11 protein-coding genes and 6 pseudogenes are annotated in these 16,148 nt (G+C 67.3%); 11 read left to right on the forward strand and 6 right to left on the reverse strand.

What is annotated here, in order from left to right; genetic code table 11:
• Positions 1 to 172: 172 nt before the first annotated feature.
• The 3 genes from CFW40_RS29550 to CFW40_RS29560 form a co-directional block, all read right to left on the reverse strand.
• Positions 173 to 916 (reverse strand): IPT/TIG domain-containing protein, encoded by a 744-nt coding sequence (locus CFW40_RS29550; RefSeq protein ID WP_088800856.1) that lies wholly within the window; start codon positions 914 to 916, stop codon positions 173 to 175.
• A gap of 123 nt (positions 917 to 1,039) precedes the next feature.
• The gene (locus tag CFW40_RS29555) at positions 1,040 to 1,735 is read right to left on the reverse strand and encodes a hypothetical protein (RefSeq protein WP_256331213.1); all 696 of its coding nucleotides are present in this window, start codon (positions 1,733 to 1,735) and stop codon (positions 1,040 to 1,042) included.
• Positions 1,736 to 3,272: 1,537 nt separating this feature from the next.
• Positions 3,273 to 4,514: an IPT/TIG domain-containing protein gene (locus CFW40_RS29560; protein ID WP_088800857.1), complete on the reverse strand. Its 1,242-nt coding sequence runs from the start codon at positions 4,512 to 4,514 to the stop codon at positions 3,273 to 3,275.
• A 400-nt stretch (positions 4,515 to 4,914) separates the two neighbouring features.
• Here CFW40_RS29560 and CFW40_RS29565 point away from each other — a divergent pair, with 400 nt between their 5' ends.
• On the forward strand, positions 4,915 to 5,151 hold the full coding sequence (locus CFW40_RS29565; protein WP_088800858.1) for a hypothetical protein: 237 nt from the start codon (positions 4,915 to 4,917) through the stop codon (positions 5,149 to 5,151).
• Positions 5,152 to 5,750: 599 nt separating this feature from the next.
• The gene (locus tag CFW40_RS29570; protein ID WP_256331212.1) at positions 5,751 to 7,322 is read left to right on the forward strand and encodes an IPT/TIG domain-containing protein; all 1,572 of its coding nucleotides are present in this window, start codon (positions 5,751 to 5,753) and stop codon (positions 7,320 to 7,322) included.
• Between the two features lie 1,535 nt (positions 7,323 to 8,857).
• Here CFW40_RS29570 and CFW40_RS29580 read toward each other — a convergent pair.
• Together CFW40_RS29580 and CFW40_RS39020 are read right to left on the reverse strand one after the other, a co-directional pair.
• Complete coding sequence (locus CFW40_RS29580; protein WP_088800861.1) at positions 8,858 to 9,268, reverse strand: hypothetical protein; 411 nt, start codon at positions 9,266 to 9,268, stop codon at positions 8,858 to 8,860.
• Between the two features lie 613 nt (positions 9,269 to 9,881).
• Positions 9,882 to 10,209, reverse strand: a pseudogene (locus tag CFW40_RS39020) (transposase); the annotation flags it as partial.
• 341 nt (positions 10,210 to 10,550) lie between these two features.
• Here CFW40_RS39020 and CFW40_RS39025 point away from each other — a divergent pair.
• The 7 genes and pseudogenes from CFW40_RS39025 to CFW40_RS29610 form a co-directional block, all read left to right on the forward strand.
• Positions 10,551 to 10,730 (forward strand): annotated as a pseudogene (locus tag CFW40_RS39025) (helix-turn-helix domain-containing protein); the annotation flags it as partial.
• Between the two features lie 3 nt (positions 10,731 to 10,733).
• Positions 10,734 to 10,916 (forward strand): hypothetical protein, encoded by a 183-nt coding sequence (locus tag CFW40_RS38410; protein ID WP_256331211.1) that lies wholly within the window; start codon positions 10,734 to 10,736, stop codon positions 10,914 to 10,916.
• Positions 10,917 to 11,567: 651 nt separating this feature from the next.
• A complete protein-coding gene (locus CFW40_RS29590) occupies positions 11,568 to 12,044 on the forward strand; it encodes a hypothetical protein (RefSeq protein WP_143034524.1) in 477 nt (158 codons plus the stop codon).
• Between the two features lie 510 nt (positions 12,045 to 12,554).
• Positions 12,555 to 12,824 carry a hypothetical protein gene (locus tag CFW40_RS29595; RefSeq protein WP_088800864.1) on the forward strand — a complete coding sequence of 90 codons (270 nt, stop codon included), beginning with the start codon at positions 12,555 to 12,557 and terminating at the stop codon, positions 12,822 to 12,824.
• Between the two features lie 43 nt (positions 12,825 to 12,867).
• Positions 12,868 to 13,668 carry a YhjD/YihY/BrkB family envelope integrity protein gene (locus CFW40_RS29600; protein WP_256331720.1) on the forward strand — a complete coding sequence of 267 codons (801 nt, stop codon included), beginning with the start codon at positions 12,868 to 12,870 and terminating at the stop codon, positions 13,666 to 13,668.
• Between the two features lie 384 nt (positions 13,669 to 14,052).
• Positions 14,053 to 14,487: pseudogene (locus CFW40_RS29605) on the forward strand (Asp23/Gls24 family envelope stress response protein); the annotation flags it as partial.
• Between the two features lie 6 nt (positions 14,488 to 14,493).
• Positions 14,494 to 14,721, forward strand: coding sequence for a hypothetical protein (locus tag CFW40_RS29610; RefSeq protein WP_088802438.1), 228 nt, complete (start codon positions 14,494 to 14,496; stop codon positions 14,719 to 14,721).
• Positions 14,722 to 14,841: 120 nt separating this feature from the next.
• Here the strand turns inward: CFW40_RS29610 and CFW40_RS29615 are convergent.
• Positions 14,842 to 15,381, reverse strand: a pseudogene (locus tag CFW40_RS29615) (IS30 family transposase); the annotation flags it as partial.
• 215 nt (positions 15,382 to 15,596) lie between these two features.
• On the opposite strand from CFW40_RS29615, the pseudogene CFW40_RS29620 reads away from it, so the two are divergent.
• Positions 15,597 to 15,686 (forward strand): annotated as a pseudogene (locus CFW40_RS29620) (3-oxoadipate enol-lactone hydrolase); the annotation flags it as partial.
• A 255-nt stretch (positions 15,687 to 15,941) separates the two neighbouring features.
• Positions 15,942 to 16,140: pseudogene (locus CFW40_RS38415) on the forward strand (IS256 family transposase); the annotation flags it as partial.
• Positions 16,141 to 16,148: the final 8 nt, after the last annotated feature.

The following is a 16,148-nucleotide window of genomic DNA, read 5'->3' on the forward strand; positions in this document are numbered from 1 at the left end:
GCCGTGATCCTTCGAGAGCGTGAGCCCCGACCGGCCGCAGAAGAGATGCGCCGGGCCGAGGCTCGTCAGAAAAGTGAGGTGGGCCCGGGCAGGGGAAGGGCGCACCCTGTCCGGGCCTGATGTCCGCACGCCTGGTGGCCAGGACCAGGCCGTCAGCGGCTCAGATGGTGGGTCAGATGCCGGGCCCGGCCAGGTAGGTGTAGCCACCAGTGGCGGTGGCGCTACCACCGCTGGTGGTCACGGTGACGTCGGTGGCACCCACAGCCCCGGGCGGGGTCACGACGGAAAGGGTGCTGTCGTCGATGACGGAGAACGGTGCGGGCGTGGATCCGAAGGTGACCGACTGGGTGGTGGTGAAGTTCGTGCCGGGGATGGTCACCGCAGTTCCGCCGGACGCCGGGCCGGAGGCGGGGCTGAGCGTGCCCAGGGTGGGGCCGTCGACGTAGGTGTAGGTCAGACCGTTGTTGGTGCCGCCCGCGGTGGTGACACTGACGCTCACCGGCCCGGCCGCCGCGCCCGCCGGTACGGTGACGGTCAGCTGGCCGTCGTTGACCACGGTCGGGGTCGCCGTGGCGGCACCGAAGTGCACCGCGGTGGCGGTGGTCAGGCCGGTGCCGTTGATGGTGACGGTATTCCCGCCGCCGGTGATGCCGGATACCGGGGAGATGCTGGACTTGAACGGTGCGCCGACGTAGAAGAACGACAGCGGGTTGCTGGTGCCGCCGGGGGTGGTCACGGTCACCGGAACCGTGCCGGTGCCGGACGGGCTGATGACGGTGACCGATGTGGGGGTGTTGGCCGTGATGGTGGCTGTCTTGGTGCCGAAGTGCACCGAGGTGGCGCCGCCGAGGTTGGTCCCCGTGATGGTGACGACGGTTCCGCCTCCGGTCGATCCCTGGTTGGGGGAGATAGGCATGGTGTTGCTCCTTTGTTGCGGTGTGCGAGTGGGAATGACGAACCGTGACCGGACGGCTGTGTTCGCCGTCGCGGTGATGTGGGTTGTCCGGTGGAGCATTCGGCCGACAGGCCGGCCGGGCCGTCAGGTGCAGCCGATGACGCTGCCTGACGGAGCACAGTTGTCCGGGGTGTTGCCGCTCACCGTGGTGGCCAGCAAGTTCACGCCCCCGGAGTTGACGTAGATGCCGCCGCCCCCGCCGGAGGTGGCGGTGTTACCGGTGACGGAGCTGGCTGTCAGCGATACGGCGCCGTTGTCGTTGTAGATCCCGCCTCCGGCGACAGCGGTGTTGCCGGTCACGGAACTGGTGAGCAGGGAGACCGTGCCACCCAGGTTCGAGATGCCGCCCCCGGGGAAGGGGGGCACGGCACTGCCGCCTCGGACGGTGACCCCGACCAGGCTCAACTGGCCTTTGGTGCCTGGCACGTTCGCGGCACCTTGGACCTGCAGGACCCGGAAGGCCGGCGCGCTCGGGTCGCGGGTGATGGTGACGCCCATCCCCAGCAGGGTGATCGGGGTGGTGATGGGCGGTAGTCCCACCGGACCGGTGGGGGTGCTGCCGTGTGCGCTGGTGAGTTGGTAGGTGCAGAACGGAACGAGCGCCAGGGTGTCGCCGCCGGCCGCGTTGGCCGCGGTGATCGCGTTCACCAGCGAGGTTTCACTGCACAGCACAGGCGTCTGAGCGTGTGCCGTGTTCGGGACTGCGGCCAGCCCCGCGGTCAGGGCCACGGTCAGGGCGCAGACACCGAGGATGGAGCGTAAAGTACGGACAGTTCGCATGGCGTCCCCAGGGAGAGGTGACGTGAGCCGCCGCACCAGCCGATGTCGATGAACGGCACCGGATGATGCATTCACTTCCTCTGCGCGGGAGGACACCCGCCGCGGCACCGGGTCTGTACCGCCGCCTACGCTCTCAAGTGGGATCAGCAAAGGTAGGCCAAGCTGCCCTCCCCCGAGAGGATGGGCGGCCCACCGGATTGGATGGACATCAGTAATCCACCCGAGTGAGCACACCTGCAATGCCCTTGACGGACCATCACCCAGATGGCAGAGCTCGCACCGGTCGAGAGACGCAACGTCGGCGGTGATACGTGGCCCGGCCGCCCTTCCCCGTCTGCCGAGAGCGATACGCCCAGCAGCCCATGACGGAAGACCCGAGTTTGTCGCTGGCGGACAGACCTTGCCGAATGACAACGAGGGTCGGCACCAGGCGAGTGCGAACACGTCGTCGGTCGACGTGCCTTCCTGGCCGAGTCGGCCTGCCCGGCGACTGAACATCCGGTGCCGACGACTACCGGTATCGATCAGCCACTCGTCGCAGAGGGCCGGGTAACGAACCTAAAGTCCATATCCCGGCCGCTCGCAGTCGTATCGGCCGCGTCACGGCTACCTCGTCGACACCGCCGGCCAACTCCGCCCACACCGCGTCCTGTCGACGTTGCGTGGCACCTTTCGCAAAGCGAGGGTGCGCTCCGCAGGACCTGGGACGCGACCCCGGCCTCGAGTCGGTCGCGGACCAGGTGCCCGGACTCGGCCCGATGATCCAGCTCACCTCGCGGGAAGGAAGGACGTCGGGCTTCGCACCTCCGGACCTGCAGCGCGTTGGACGGGGCCAATGACGACGGCCACCTGCCGTACACCACTCTCGAGCGGGACGGTGGACCGGTTGTCAGCGATGCCTTGCCACGCTGCGGGGTTCTGCGAGAGAGGAAGACGTGCCGATCAGCCGGCACCAAATCACCCATCGCGCCAGCTGATCGAGCCAAGCCTCCACACCCAAGAGACCCCAAATCGCGACGTTTGCACTGCCGCCTAGAGTGTGACTGGGCGGCAGGCATTCAATGGTCGACACACCTCGTGGGGTGGGCACCAGGCCGGTTCCACGGTACGACGCCGGAGCACCTGCCCCACTCCCTGTACTGCAGGGCGGCTGCAACGGGAGCGGCTTCCGGACACGGCTCTTCATCAATGGCCGAGTCAAGCGGGGTGTCGCCGGCAAGGTTGTCGGGTTCCTCGCCGAAGTGTGCCGAAGGCCAACGGGATCTCGTAGGGCTTGGCTCTTCGTTGATGCGGACGATGCGCAGCGGCCGTGCAGTCGGTGGACGTGAACGACGAGGCGATGTCCATCGAGTTCCGTAGTAGTGCCGGGGCGGAGTGTGATCGTCGTGCGGCACCGCCGCGTTGTACCCGGAACCGGCCACATGGCAGACGATCGCCCCTTGACGATCACGCGTCGACCGGCCCGAGCACCCCGCCCCCAGCCCGCGCCAACGAAGTGGCAACTTCAGGTCGGAAACGGCTCATTGGGAATTCGCCATCAGGTGTAGGTGAAGCGCACGGGGTTGCTGGTGCCGGCGGGGGTGGTGACGGTGACGGGCACCGTTCCGGTTCCGGACGGGACGACAGCGAGGATGACGTTGTCGGACAGGACGGTGAAGCTTTCCGCCGGGTGGTCACCGAAGGCGACGCTCCTCGCGCGGTTGACCTTGCAGCCGAAGATGACGATGGTGTCGCCGGTGCGGGCGCTCTGCGGCGTCACTGCCACGAGCTTGGGTGGCAGTGAGGCGCTGTAGGTGAACGACTCACCATTGCTGGTACCACCGGGCGTGGTGACCCTTACCGGCACCGTCCCGGTCCCGGGCGGAGTGGTGATCCCGATGATGGTGTCGGAGGCAACCGTGAAGTCGGCCGCCGCGGTACCACCGAAGTCAACCGCCGTCGCGCCGGTGAAACCGGAGCCCACAGCGATGATGTCGCTGCCACCGGCCGGATCGCCCGCCTGCGGCGCAATCGCCTTGAGGACCGGTGCCGAGACATAGGTGAAGCGCACGGGGTTGCTGGTGCCGGCCGGGGTGGTGACGGTGACGGGCACCGTTCCGGTTCCGGACGGGACGACAGCGAGGATGACGTTGTCGGACAGGACGGTGAAGCTTTCCGCCGGGTGGCCACCGAAGGCGACGCTCCTCGCGCGGTTGACCTTGCAGCCGAAGATGACGACGGTGCGGCCAGGACGGCCACTCCTCGGCGTCACTGCCACGAGCTTGGGTGGCAGTGAGGCGCTGTAGGTGAACGACTCACCATTGCTGGTACCACCGGGCGTGGTGACCCTTACCGGCACCGTCCCGGTCCCGGGCGGAGTGGTGATCCCGATGATGGTGTCGGAGGCAACCGTGAAGTCGGCCGCCGCGGTACCACCGAAGTCAACCGCCGTCGCGCCGGTGAAACCGGAGCCCACAGCGATGATGTTGCTGCCACCGGCCGGATCCCCCGCCTGCGGCGCAATCGCCTTGAGGACCGGTGATTCCGCTGATCCGGCGTAGGAGTACGTGAGGCTGTTGCTGGGGCGTCCGGCAGTGACAACGCTGACCCGAACGCTTCCACTTCCGGGCGGCGCAACCGCCGTGATCGTGGTGTCGGAGGTGACGGTGAAGCTTGGGGCCGAAGCGGCGCCGAAGGTGACATCGCTGGTAGCGGCGAGCCCGCAGCCGCTGATGGCGACGGTATTGCCGCCTGCGGCTGGGCCCGTGCTCGGGTGGAGAGCGGTGATGTGGGCAGACATGCCACAGCCTTCTTTCCTTCGTAGGCGATCAGTTCGCGCGCAGGTCAGCTGACCTGCGCAAAGAAGCCAGCCGCATCGGTACCGCGAGGCAACAGGCCGTCAGATGGAGGCGGAATGCGATCGATTGCGAAGCGGCCTCAACCGATTGAACTGAACCTGTCCATACGAGGGGAAGGAGTGAGTTCACACTCGATGAATCATATGTGGTGAATATGATTACCGTATAAGGAGCCGGGGATCTCGCCGCTCTTCCCGGCTCTTCCGGCATGTGACTATCCCGGTTCCGCTTCGCTCCCCAAGCGCCTGGCCAATACCTCCGCCAGATGCTGCGGCCAGGCTGCGCATCCTGCGCGCCTACCCCCGCAACGACCAGAGGACCGCAGTCCAGTTCATCGACTACGTGCTGGCCAAGCTCCCCTTCGCCGTCGAGCAGGTCCAGACCGACAACGGTCAGGAATTCGGCCAGCCTCAGGCCATCGACGACGTCAACCTCTTCAACATCAAGCTGCAGGAGCGGGAGAACTACTACAACTACCATTGCCCCCACGGAGCCCTCACCGGCCAGACTCCCTACGAACGCCTACGCCAGAAAGCCCCAAGACCCACTGTCATAGGCGTCCGTCAGTCGCACATTTAGGGTACGGCAGGAGAAGTCGTCGGCGAGGATCTTCAGCCTCCACGGGATTCTCATGCCGCGGACAGGAGCTGGTCCTCGGCGCAGGCCATCGACACGTCGTAGTTGTCGTGTTCGAGGCCGAAGTTGGCGGGCGGGCCGCAGCAGCCGCCCCGGGGCGGCATTAGCCTCGGGTACACAAGGATGGATGCTCTGCTCGGGTTTGATGCGCAGATGGGGAGCGGTTCCTGCGGCGGTGGTGATATCGAGTTAAAGGGGCGCGAAAGGGAGTACAGGGCGTTATTCATACGGTGTGAAGTGCCTCCAATCCGCCTGCCCGTGTGCCCACTTCTTCGGTTTACTGCTTCGGGCCGGGGAACTCGACGTATATGGGCTCGCCTTCAAAGGCCGCCCCGCGCAACGTCTTTCCGCTAGGCGTCGAGTATCCGGACTCGGCAGACGAGCAATCGCCTGCTACATCCTGCTCAGGAAATGGGTGCACGATGAAGGCACAGGAAACAACCACGCCCCCAAGACCGTCGATTCACGACGCCTCGGCAACTCTTGCCGCCCCGTCCCCGCAAGTCATCGCGACACTCCCGGCGGGGACCAAGCCGCTGGGAGTGGCGACCAGCCCTCTGGGGCCGCCGCTCGCTTACGCGGCCAGTAACGCCTCGGGGACCGTCAGCATTCTCGATACCGGAACGCTCACGATCTCCACCCCTGCGGCCCCGTTGATCGCCCCCGCAGGGGTCGCGCTCACCCCGGACAATGTCTACCTCTACGTGGCCAACAGTGGTGGGAACACTGTCAGTGTGGTGCAGCGCAATCTCTTTGCGGTCACCAACACGATCGGGGTGGGGAAAAGCCCCTTCGGTATCCAGGTGAGCCCCGACGGCCTGTTCGCCTACGTCGCCAACCAGAACTCGAACACCCTCAGTGTCATCAGCACCGTCACCCGCGCCGTCGTCGCGACCATCCCGGTCGGGATCAAGCCCACATGGGTGGTAGCCGCCCCCAACGACCTGGAGGTGTATGTGACCAACCAGGGCGGTAACTCGCTCAGCGTGATCAGCACGGCCACCAACACGGTCGTGGCGACCATCACTGGCCTGTCGGCTCCCTATGGCGCAGCGATCACCAACGACAGCCGGTACCTGTACGTGGCCAACAGCACCGCGAACACCATCAGCGTCATTGACACCGTCAGCCGGACAATCATCGCCACGATCCCCGTGGGCACCACGCCGTGGGGCGTGACGGTCACCCCGGACAACAGGCACGTCTACGTGGCGAACAACGGCTCCGACACGGTCAGCTATATCGACACCGCCACCAACACCGTGAGCAGCACCGTCGCTGTCGGCCATCAGCCGACCGGCGTCGGGGTCGCCGCCAGTGGGCTGACCGCGTACGTGTCCAACAACGGCGCGAACACCGTCACCATCCTCGCGCTCATCAACATGATCAGTCCCCCGGCGGGGCCGGAGGCCGGCGGCAACATCGTGACCGTCACCGGCACCAACCTGGCCGGTGCCACCGCGGTGAAATTCGGCCAGGTGCCCGGCACCATCATGGCCAACACGCCCAACCAGATTCTCGTGGTCCCCCCACCCGGCGTCGGTGTCGCCCAGCTGACCGTCACCACTCCGGGAGGCACCAGCAATCCCAAACCGTACGTCTACGCTCCGGGCAGCGAGCTGGACAGTCTGGTCCCGGGAACCGGCAGGACCGCCGGCAGGAACATCATCAGCATCAAGGGGAACAGGTTGAGCACCGCCACGCAGGTGCGGTTCGGCTCGGTGCCCGCCGTGCCCACCGTGGTCAGTGACCAGTTGATCACCGTCACCGTCCCACCTGCCGCCACACCCGGCCTGGTTCCCGTCACCGTCACCACGGCTGGCGGTATCACCCCTCAACCCATCACCTACGCGTACATCGATCCGCCCCTCCTCAGCGCCGTGAGCCCGAACACCGGCCCGGTCCCCGGCGGGAACGTCATCAACCTCTACGGCCTGAACCTGTCGACGACCAGCCTGGTCACGTTCAACGATGCGCCTGTTCAGTACAGCGTCCAGTCCGACACCGTCCTGACCGTCGTCGTGCCCCCGAGCCCAGCCGCCGGAACGGTGGACATCACCGTCACTACCGACTCCGGTACGAGCACGCTCACCAGCGCCTACATCTACGTCTGAGCCAGGAACCGGGGAGCGGGGCAGCTGGTTCGGCTCGGGTGAGGCGCCGCAGCAGAATGCTGGTGAGGGTAGGCAGGAAATCCTGCAGCCGGTGCTCGACGTACCGCCGCGGTGGCGCGGGGCAGGCATCCTCACAGCTGAGCGCCTGTCCCCAGCTGGCCGACCGCAACGTCAATGGCGGCTACGGCCGCCATGGTGAGCGAATTGAAGAGTTCTTCGGCGTCACGGCGTCACGGCGTCACGGCGTCTTGGCAGTCCAGCGCTGTCGGAACCCGGAATCTGAGCTACCGGGCAAGTACAGCAACGACGGCTCGTGCCTTCTCCGATGCCCTCCACCATCCTGCGGACGGGAAACCGAGCACCTTCTGGGCTTCACCAGCCTCGCCTACACCCTGATCTCCTCCTCCATCTGGACACCATCGGCCGGCGAGCCCCTATGCGCTGTTCGTTATGGAAGTGCACGCCCCTGAGGGCCTATGTCTTCGGCGTCACCCCCGTCGTGGAAGGACGGGGGACAGCCCGACTCAAACTTACCGGTGAGCCATTAGCCACCACACCCGTCGGCAAAACGGAGACGGGGCGAAACACCCCCGAGTGCCGGTGGTACGTGGACGGATCGCCGGTGAGGACCGGGGCCGGTGTTTCCCTCCTGCACTGGCCCCGGAACAGGCGAGCGGTTCTCACAGCCCCAAGGCCCCGCGTGGAGCCGCCAGGTGGCCGGTCAGACACAAGTTTCCGCGTCATATGGGTGCCCGCAGAGCCCGTCCCGTATGGAGCCCAGCCGGCGAGTGGATGGTTTCCATAAACGTGGCACCGAGGCCGAATGGAGTGTCCACTTGCGGGTGTTCAAGGAGGGCAACGAGGTGAAGTGGACCGAGAACGTCCAGCAGACGCAGCAGGCGGGTCCGCTTGCGCCCAACTACCGGGTGACCACCTCCGGTCGGCCGTGCTGGGGGGAGCGCGCCCACGACTCCGCCAGCCGGTGCCCTGCGACCAGCTCCTTCAGCCGCGCACGGCGCTCCGCATATGGCCGGGCCAGCAGCTCCTCCCCTTCCGCTGTGGTAACCGGTGCCGCCCCTCGTTCGTAGTCTCCCGGGCGCGCAGGGGCCGCAGGCCGCCGGGCAGGTCCGGGAGCTGGAAGGCGTACCGGCCGAGCATGGTGTCGGGGACGGAGATGGAAGCGGCCGCCTGGCGGCCTGTGGGGGAGGGGAGCATGCCTGGGCCTGGCGCTGAGGCTGACGGCGACGTGAGGGCGGCCGCGATCTGGTGCCGTGGACGCAGCCGCCCGCGCAGCGCGACGGCGGTCACCAGCGGCGTGCTGCGGCCCACGGCTGGTCCTTGCCGGTGGCGTCTGGGGGGCCTTCCGCACCCCTGTCGGCGGCGGTTGAACCGGGCTCAGGCACGTATCTCGTGAGGACGACCAACAGGCCTGTAGCTGATTACTGGGAGGGACGCCGTGTGCTACGCCTTCGGTTTACGCCGGGACGCAGTCCATCGCGCGGCTCATTCGATGGCGTAGGTGATGAGGACCGCGCTCAGCGGACGGCCTGGGCCTGGACCGTCCACGTGGTGTGAAACGTCATCCCCTGACAGCGGATGTCGGCGTCTTCCTTCAGCTTCACAGCGTCAGCCAGCACGAATGGCAGGTTGGCCTGGCTGAGGTCAAGTGTGGGCAGGGGGCCCACGCCGGCTGTGGACAGTTCGATCTGATCGTGGCAGTACGTCATGTCGTCGGCGTTCGCAACGGTGTCGATCACGACATCGCCGGCGGCAATGGAGGTCAGTTGGGCCCTTACATTGCTGTTCGGGTTGGTGAAGGTGAGGGTGACGTCTGCGGTTTCACCGGGCAGCAGTGGGGCGGTTTGCCCGCCGGTGACCGTGATGGGGGCGAATTTCTCGGCGGAGCCTGTCACCGGGCCCGATGTGCTCTGCTGGATGAAAGCCATGATGTGCCTCCTGCTCAGACGGACTGGATGTGCGCAGGAACGGTCCGTCCTCGGCGGCCCGTGCCGTCAGTGATCACTGGGCGCTGCCGTGGATTTTCCTGCGGGGCCTGGAGCCGGCGGCTCACAGCCGCCTGGGAGCCCGAGCGGCCGACGTGGCCACATCGGCCTATGGGCCTGGTAAGGGGCCAGCGCTCTGTCGCCGAGAACGCGGACGGCCCTCCCGCTCAGGCCGATCGAAACAGTGGTGAGGGAACACGCCGGCCCGAAACCGCTGCCTCTGCGGGCACGCAGGAAAACGGTCAGGACGGCAGCCGAACCCCGGCCCGGCACAGCGGCCTGGAACGCCGTCCCTGGGGCCGACGGTGGGCCAGCTGCCACTCTCCTGTGGAGGGATGGGTGGCCCACCTGTTCGGATGCGTAAAGTAATCCATTTGCACTACGTCGTTGACAACCATATTGACGTCACCTCACCCGAACGGTGGAGCGCTCGGAGTCGGCAACCCGCGGAAGGTGCGCCCTTCGGGTCGTCATGGCGGGCGCACAGGGCGGTCAGGTAGGCGTGAGCGGCCAAGGGGGGGGCATGTGGCGGTGCCAGCCGGGATGGCCTGCGGGATCACCCCTGCTGAGCTCTTCGGATTGTTGTCGGTCGATGGGTGAGTGTGAGTCCGGTGCCGGCGAGGTGGCCGTCGATGAGATCGGGGCGGAGCTGAATATGACGCAGGCCCCGGCGGAGGGTGCGTTCAAGGTGGTCGTCGTCGGTGAAGGCGGTGTTGGCCGGCGGGCCACGCCATAACAGCGACCAGACGCCCTCCACCGGTTCAAGTCCGATGCATACGGGGGCAGTTGCACGCGATGGTGAGCCAGTCCTGTTCGGTCGCTCAGCCACGCATCCCGGCGGCCCGGTGGGTGTTGAGATTGTCCCAGATCGGGACGATAGGGGCATGTGTGAGAGCGCGGCCGGCGTCCGCTCATGTGGCCCGGTTCGCTCTCTGCCTGCTGCACGGCCGCAAGGAGTCCACCTTCAAGGCATACGGGTCTGAGGCGCTCAGCCCGTCGGCTGAGTCGGATCGGCCGCCTCGTCAGCCGTTTTGGCCTGCCCGCCGCAAACACCTCGTTGACGAGCCTCTGCTGCGCCTTCTGGAACGCTTCGGCCGTGGCGGCGAAGTCCGCGACATCCTCCACACGAAACCCGAAACGACCCCAGACGGCACCGCCGCGCCACGTTCAGATCGCGCATGGCCAGCCGTCTCGATGGTCACAGCTATGTGGCCTTGGCGCTCCGATGCGCCGCGTTCGCAGCTTCCTCGCCCAGATCGGAGGGGTTCGCCAACCACCGTCCAAACACTCGGCGCGGCATCTGACGGTCCCCGACCGGGAGGAGAGTTCACGTGGCATCGCAGCGGGTGAGTCCGCTCGACGTATCGTCGGGCGCCTGGGCAGGCCGCCGTCGAGTATCTCGCGCGGGATGGCTCGCAAGGGCGGTCATGAGCACTACCAGGCCACCGTCGCGGACCACGAGGCATACCGGCGGGCTCGGCGCCCCAAGGCGGCCAAGCACGCCCAACTCCCCCTACGGCTGGCAGTTGTCGAGGAGAAGCTGGCGCTCAGTGGGTCGCCGGACGCCGGTGAGGGGGCGTGGTCCCAGTAGCGTCGGCCGTAGCTGCTGCGCGGACTCGGGGCAGGTGCTGCCGGGCCGCGCTGAGAAGCTGTTTCCGATCCTCGGGCTCAGGACGGTGTCAGCGCTCGCCTGTGGAGGCTCGGGTGCTCTCGATGGTGGGGTTAGCGGCCCCAGTGCCTGGCCCGGCTGGGGGCCGACACGGCCAGGGACGCCGCCTTCGCGCGGTGTTGGCTACGTCGTGGCTGAGATCGGGGGGTAAACACTCGGGTGAGTGATGGGGAATGAGCCGTGGCTCTGGGGCAGGTGCCCCGGGGTCCGCTGCCTCCGGTGGGCTGGCTGAGAGGGAAAAGGCGTCAGACAGGTGGAACGCGGGACGGGGGTGACGCCTGGTGGCTGCTGCGCCGGCCCCCTGGCTTTTGTGCTGGACGGAAGCGATGAGGCGATCTTTTCGCTGCCTTGGTGGGTTTCCGGCCATCGGGTGGTGTTCGAGTGAGGGCGGACGCGGCTGCGGACAGGTTGTTCCTGCGGGCGCCCGTTGCCCGTCCGCCGCGCGGTCGCCGGCGGCCCTTCACAGGGTGGGCTGCTTGGGCAGGCTGTCGCGCCGGGGGTGGACTTTCCGGCGGTCGTGGCGCGCGTCCAGGCCCATCGTTTGTGTTCGTCGACTCCGCGAGAGGATCCCTCATGTCGGTCCGAAAGTCGTCTCTTCCCATGCTCTTGGGCGCTTCGTTGCTGGTCGCCGGTGCGCTATCGACGTCGGCCACTACGGCCAGCGCGGCGCCGGTGCCGGGGGCGGCGAAAGTCTGTTCCATCGAGGACTTCCGCACGTATGACGGTATGAAGCAGATGAGCTCAAAGGTTGAGTTGTGCGCGTTCTCTGACGGTGAGAAGTTGCAGTGGGGGCTGGCATCGGCGAGGTGCTTCATCTCAAACCCGTTCTCTCCGTGGAGTGAGCTCCCCGAGTGCAGCGTGATGTCGTCGTATCTACTCAGCGCGTCCAAGGACGGCGTCCCGTTGGATGTAAAGGAGCTGCGCTACGCGGGACCTGGCACCTACCGCTTCACTGTGCACCTGCAAGTCAAAGGCCAGTCGTCGAGCGGTGACGTCGACACCTGGGTCGACGGTAAGCCCACGTACACGCTGAACCTCACCACGCCGTAGGAAACGACGAGCCCGTCCTGTCGGGGACAGTCCCCACAACGGATGCGGGAGCGGCTAGAGGCGCCGTCCTCCAGAGCTGATCGGCCTCCTCGGAGTAGCTCATCACTGGGCGATGCAGACAGGTACCGCACAGTGATGGGCGCGCTGCCACACTCAGCGAGTGAGGCTCCCGCATTGATCTTCAAGTCAGCCTCCGCTACCCAGCGGACCACCTCTGATGCACAGCCGGGCCAACTCAACCGCTCACGGGCTATCTGATGAGAGAATTCCGATGCGGCACTCCAGTGCCCGGGCCCTGAGCCGTTCGGGTCCGTTCCCGGCATTTCGCCGCGTCGGCCGCGCTCTCTCGCGGTTTGCTGTCGTGGTGCGGGGATCCGATGCTGATGTACCCAGTCTGCTTGTGTACGCGGTCGCACCGTCGACGAGATCGCAGAGGTCAGGCGAAGAGGGGCCCAGGATGCATCGCGACAAGCTCGGGAAGTGGCTGGGCGGCCGAGAGGCTGGGCGTCTGTGAAGCCCAACGGCGTCCTGTACCGGCGCTCCGGGCTGAGCACCTTGATCGAGCTTGAGACCCTGCGGCTGGGGGGCGAGAGGAAGACCCTGATCCGGCGCACGCTGCTCGTCGTGGCTGCGGAGGAGCCCCGCCTGGGTGAATCCCAGCTGCACCATCTGCTGGGCCGGGCGCGCGACCAGATCGACACGCCGGAGACGCTGCGCCTCACGGCAGCGGCGGCGGTCTTCTCCCCCGGGGCGCGCAGCGTGACCCCTGACAGTCCGTGAGACTGCGGCGACGTCGTCGACCGTGTAGTCGACAGGCATGCCGATGAAGCCTTCCGATGCCGAGAGCCGTCCCTCTTTGTTCGGACGGCTGCGCCGGGTGATCCGGCATTCGCCGGTCGGGCGCGGATGGAGACGGGGCCGTGAGCTGGAGCTGGGGTCGCGGTCACTGGGTTTTGCGGCGCTCGGGTTCCTCACGCTGGTGCCACTGCTGATCGTGGTCTCCGCGGCTGATCCGACACACGGGCGGGGGTTCGCGCAGTGGCTGGGGGACGGGATCGGCGTGTCGACGACGTCCCGGGAGCAGATCGGGCAGCTGTTCACCCGGCCCGGCCAGGCAGCACGGACGACTACCGCTTTCGGCGTTGCCACCCTCGCGGTCTTCGGTCTGTCGTTGGGGTCGGCGGTGCAGACCGGTTACGAGAGGGTCTGGGAGCTCTCGCCGGCGCGCTGGTATGCCCGGTGGCGGCATGTGCTGTGGCTCGTCGTACTCGTCGGGTACCTCTTCATGTCCGCCACCACCACGCTGTGGCGACAGTCTTTGACTCTCACGTTGGCCGCACTGCTGAGCGCTGTCCTGTTCTTCTGGTGGTCGCAGCGGATGCTGCTCGGTGGACGGGTCGGCTGGGGCGCCCTGCTGCCCGGTGCGGTGGCTACGGTGACCGGGCTGATCGGTCTCCGGGTCTTCTCCCGGCTCGTCTTCTCGCCGTTGATTGCATCCAGTGCTGTCATCTACGGCGCCATCGGAACCGTCCTGGTCATCCAGTCTTGGCTGGTCGGTGTGGGCGTGGTGGTGTTCGGCGGAGCGCTGGTGGGCCGGCTTGTGCTGCAGCGCCGCCACCGTTGAAAAGACCGACCGGCCAGACGGATGCACGCCGTGCCAGGCGGCCCCGGATACCGGAGGCCGCGCGGCTCAGCACCTGGCACGCCGGGTGTTCGTGTTCCAGGCCCCGTCCTCGGGTCCGCCAAGCCGGCAGCAGTCGGCCGAGAGCGAGCTGCTGCCAGTGCAGCCGGCATCCTGCGTCAGCCGCCACCGGCGCCGGCCTCATCTACCGCCGCACTTCCTCAGACACGCTGCGCCCAGGCTGCCCGGTACCGCCGCTTGCGCCCTCGTCCGGCAGCCCCGTCCCAGGTCGGCCGCATCGCGGAGGCGAACAAAACAAAGGGCATCTAAAATGAATCGAAAAGCGAGATAAATCGAGTATGCCCTCTTGAGGGGGAATTTTCGATTATGGGTGAATCTGGAGGACGGAATCGGCCCGCGGCCTCCGACAGGGAGTCCGCAGGCGGAGGCACAACGAGAGCCGCGGGAGGGAGGCGTGCTGCCCCGGGCTCCCGCGGCCGGACCACCATCGAGGACGTCGTGGTCTGAAGATCGCCGGGATTGCGGCCCGCGAGGTGATCGGTGTGCATGCGCTGGGCGGCGGACTTTCCCGCTCCATGGGGGGCGTCCGGGAACGGGTGCCCGGAGCCGGCAGCGGCAGATCCGCCACACGTGGGGTCAAGGTAGAGGTCGGCGAGGTGCAGACCGCCATCGACCTGGAGCTCGTCGTCGACTACGGCGTCGCGATCGCCGAGGTCGCGAGTCGTGCGGGAGAACGTGATCTCCGCAGTGGAGCGGATGACGAGCCTGGACGTAGTGGAAGTCGACATCGCGGCGAAGGAGTACATGATGAGTAGGGCTATGGCCGGCTTGATTGCGGGAATGGCTTTGGGCTTCGCCGGGTTTTTCGGCGGCTTCGGAGCTTTCCTGCTCGTGGCGGCGCTGGGCGGCGTCGGACTCATGGTCGGGCGGCTCATGGACGGTGACCTGGGGCCCGGCTCCTTGTTCCGCCCCCGCGACGACCAGCAACGGATCCGAGAGGACCGCCGACGGGTCCATGAACAGTGGCTGCGGTGACCGCTGACGCCGGCCGATGCCGGGTGGTGGGCGTGGTCTCGGTCCTCTCGGAGCTGAGCCTCAGCCTTGACGAACGCGTTGCGGCCCCGGTGGAGCTGGCATCGCTGACCGACCCGAGACCAGGTGCCGCGGCAGCGTCTGAACGGTGGTCTGCAGGGCCGTGCTGACGTCTTCGGCGCCGCGGCCGCCCGGCAGGTGGACGAGCAGGACGTAGCGGGTGGCCCGCTCGACCAGGGTGCCGATGGCGCAGGCGCCGTCCTTACCGATGATCAGGTCGCCTTCCCAATGGCCGGGGACGGCGCGGTCGTCCGCTTCGGCGGGCCGTTCGCTGATCATGACGATGGGACGGGAGAAACGCGGCTGTCGGGAGGCGGCGTATCGGTGCGGCTTGCGCCGGGTTCGCCCGGTGCGCAGGGCTCTGGCCAGCACACGGCGTAGTTCCCCGCGGCCTTGGACGTAGAGGGCCTGATAGATCGTCTCGTGGACCACGTGCATCTCCGGCCGGTCGGGGAACCGTCTGCGAAGAGCGTGACGGATCTGTTCCGGGCTCCACCGCATGGCCAGGTGAGCTTGGTGAGATCTGAGAGCGTGAAGGGGGTGAGTGAGATATCGACACACCCTGCAAGGCTGCTTTGATGGGCCGGTAGACGCCCCGGTCCTGGTCACGCGCAAGGCACCCGCGTCCGTACCGGCGACTCATGGGTGAGCTACGACGAGCCGGGTCACCCGGTCGTCCACACCATCTCCACAGGGAGGCCCTGACCTGTGCAAACCCCGCCTCGGGCGCGCCCGGCGGGCGCGCCCGGCGGGCACACCCGGCGGCTCTTCCTGACCCGGGCGTCAGGACCGCGTCAAAGAGCCGGTAGCGTGGCCGGGTGAGTGAGAAGACCCTGCAGCACCGGATTGATGGTCCCGACGACGCCCCCGTACTCGTCCTCGGCGCCGCGCTGGGTACCACATGGCACAGGTCGTAACCCGTGTCCTGGGGCGTCCAGCCGAAGCCGGGAGTGGCCCTCAAGACCATGTCGGAGCCCCTGAGCCTGGGGGCGTCCACACAGTCTGTGAGACGCGTGTGAGAGCGCGTGCGACGAGCTGCCCCGCCGGAATGGTGCTCATGCTCCTGCGGGGCTTCTGCGTGCGGCGGGCTACTGGGCGTCGCCGGAGTGGAGCAGTCAGACGAGCTGGGCGCGGTGCCGCAAGCGTCACAGGGAGAGCCAGGCGCCACCGTCCGCCTGCGCACCAAGGTCACTCGGGTGCCGCTTCCGCACCGCCACCCTGGCCATGGCCTTCAAGCTCGTCGAGTCCGACCATCAGCGGTGGCGGGCCGTGAACGCACCCCACCTCGTCACCTTCGTCCGAGCCGGGGCTGGCTTCGAACGCGGCCAACTGGTCGAGCGTCCCGTCACCGTCGCGGCATAGGGTCTGAT

Origin of the sequence: Streptomyces sp. 2114.4, from assembly GCF_900187385.1 — a bacterium.
Taxonomy (GTDB): Bacteria; Actinomycetota; Actinomycetes; order Streptomycetales; family Streptomycetaceae; genus Streptomyces; species Streptomyces mooreae.

Bases quoted from the DNA above. Each gene is read 5' to 3' on its own strand.
- CFW40_RS29550 (WP_088800856.1), bottom strand. From the start codon at position 916: ATGCCTATCTCCCCCAACCAGGGATCGACCGGAGGCGGAACCGTCGTC.
- CFW40_RS29555 (WP_256331213.1), bottom strand. From the start codon at position 1,735: ATGCGAACTGTCCGTACTTTACGCTCCATCCTCGGTGTCTGCGCCCTG.
- CFW40_RS29560 (WP_088800857.1), bottom strand. From the start codon at position 4,514: ATGTCTGCCCACATCACCGCTCTCCACCCGAGCACGGGCCCAGCCGCA.
- CFW40_RS29580 (WP_088800861.1), bottom strand. From the start codon at position 9,268: ATGGCTTTCATCCAGCAGAGCACATCGGGCCCGGTGACAGGCTCCGCC.
- CFW40_RS38410 (WP_256331211.1), top strand. From the start codon at position 10,734: ATGGCTCGCAAGGGCGGTCATGAGCACTACCAGGCCACCGTCGCGGAC.
- CFW40_RS29590 (WP_143034524.1), top strand. From the start codon at position 11,568: ATGTCGGTCCGAAAGTCGTCTCTTCCCATGCTCTTGGGCGCTTCGTTG.
- CFW40_RS29600 (WP_256331720.1), top strand. From the start codon at position 12,868: ATGAAGCCTTCCGATGCCGAGAGCCGTCCCTCTTTGTTCGGACGGCTG.
- CFW40_RS29610 (WP_088802438.1), top strand. From the start codon at position 14,494: ATGAGTAGGGCTATGGCCGGCTTGATTGCGGGAATGGCTTTGGGCTTC.